Source organism: Oribacterium sp. FC2011, from assembly GCF_000701645.1.
In the GTDB taxonomy this organism is placed as follows: Bacteria; Bacillota; Clostridia; order Lachnospirales; family Lachnospiraceae; genus Oribacterium.
The window spans coordinates 1-1,741 of the sequence record NZ_JNJM01000063.1 but is presented as its reverse complement, the minus strand read 5'-3'; the positions used below and the strand labels follow the sequence as shown (position 1 = coordinate 1,741).

Annotated in this window: 1 protein-coding gene and 1 pseudogene; one reads left to right on the top strand and one right to left on the bottom strand. The window is 39.4% G+C overall.

Going from position 1 to position 1,741, the window contains the following annotated elements; translation table 11 throughout:
- Positions 1–347: 347 nt before the first annotated feature.
- Positions 348–1,385 carry an EAL domain-containing protein gene (locus tag T357_RS0118380; RefSeq protein ID WP_197027380.1) on the top strand — a complete coding sequence of 346 codons (1,038 nt, stop codon included), beginning with the start codon at positions 348–350 and terminating at the stop codon, positions 1,383–1,385.
- Positions 1,386–1,444: 59 nt separating this feature from the next.
- Here the strand turns inward: T357_RS0118380 and T357_RS21585 are convergent.
- Positions 1,445–1,741: pseudogene (locus T357_RS21585) on the bottom strand (hypothetical protein); the annotation flags it as partial.

The following is a 1,741-nucleotide window of genomic DNA, read 5'->3' as shown; positions in this document are numbered from 1 at the left end:
ATTATTTCCATAACTATCCGATTTCAGATAGTTATGGAAATAATGCGAGGTATGATCACTGGCTGTTTATTTATAAAAATTAGAGCAACTCTAAATCCTACAGGAGACGGTGGGTTGCGAAAATATCGGCGCCGTTTATAATATCAAACTTCCCGCATGTAATCCTTTATGGAATACCCATTATATTTAATCCGATATTTTTACTTCCGATGATATTTCTTCCTATACTGAACCTTGAAATATTCATTATTGCACATAAATTGGGTATCGTACCCATTGCAACGATGACACCGTTCGCAATTTCTCCTTTCCCCATATATGCCTATGTGATGACACACTCAATCGCTATGTCAGGAGTGGCAATCTTCGCAGCATTTATAGATACTATCATTCTAATGCCATTTGTTAAACTGATGGATGAATATGATCTGTATGTCTTTGCCAAGGAGATTAATAATCTGGAGAAGGCTTATAAAAAATGTGAAGCTGAAGAGAGGGTATTTGATGAAGAGCTGTTATCTGCATCTCTTTTAAGGACATTAGATACATTAAGCGATATTCTTCGGCGTATCCTAAAGAGGAATGTGCCAAAAAGATGCGGTGATGTATTTTTTGATTATCAGCCTCAGATGAACAGGGACTCAAAGTTTGTGGGGGCAGAGGTGCTGATACGATGGAATCCACTGAGCAAAATATCAAATGAAAAAGAAACCATATACCCACCTTTAATCATCTACCTTGCATACCGAATAGGAATGCTTAGAGATATGGACCAAATCATAATAGATAATGCTGTTGCTGAACTGATGTACCTAAAGAGTAAAGGACACGGACAAGTAAAACTAGATGTTAACCTGGCGATCAGCAGCATGACTCCAGCTCTTTGTGAATATGTAAACGGCAGAATGAGCATGGCCGGCATAGACAGGAACAGACTTTGGATAACGATTACCCAAAATGACAATATACCCGTAAAGGCTACGCCTGATAATATAGAGTGTATGCTTGAACTGAAAAACAGCGGATATGTTGTAGGTGTTGATGGCTTTGATGCCGGTGCGATAGCGTTTAATTATCTAAGAGAAGGTTTCTTTAATTCCATAACAATCGGTCAGAAGATAACAAAAGAGCTGTCTTTAAAGGGACTGAAAGCGAATAAGTATATCGTGAACATGCTCATAGATTATGGGCAGGAGAATGACACCTGTATCACGGCTAATTTTCTTGAGGATGATTCCTACATGGTTAAATTAGCCGGCATGGGAGTAGATTTCTTCCAAGGGGAAGTACTGGTGCCCCCTTTGCCAGTGGCTAAATTCAATGATTTTATGGATCGAGAAGAAAAAAAGGGATATTTAGCATATTATAAAGACGAAGTAATTTAAAAAACAGCTCGAAATACCTTGAAATCATCAGAGTATTTCGGGCTGTGTGTTTTATATTATTACGGTCTCGCCGCACCGCACCCGGCGCAGAAAGGTCCTTCATTCTCAGTGTTGCAATTAGGACACTTCCACTTTCCTGAAGGTTTTGGACTTCCACAGTTCACACAGAACTTCCCTGTGTTTTCTTGATTACAGCTGCACCTCCATGCTCCGGGTGTTTTTATCTTCATCCCTTGATTCGTTGCGCCCATAATACCGGACATCGTAGTATTCGTGTCATTTCCTGTTTCTGTTTTCTCAAGGCATTTTCCGGTATCGATACATTCCTTTATTAGATCACGTATCTTTCCTATGGT

Excerpts from the sequence above, each read along its gene's own strand:
- T357_RS0118380 (WP_197027380.1), top strand. The coding sequence starts at position 348 with ATGTCAGGAGTGGCAATCTTCGCAGCATTTATAGATACTATCATTCTA.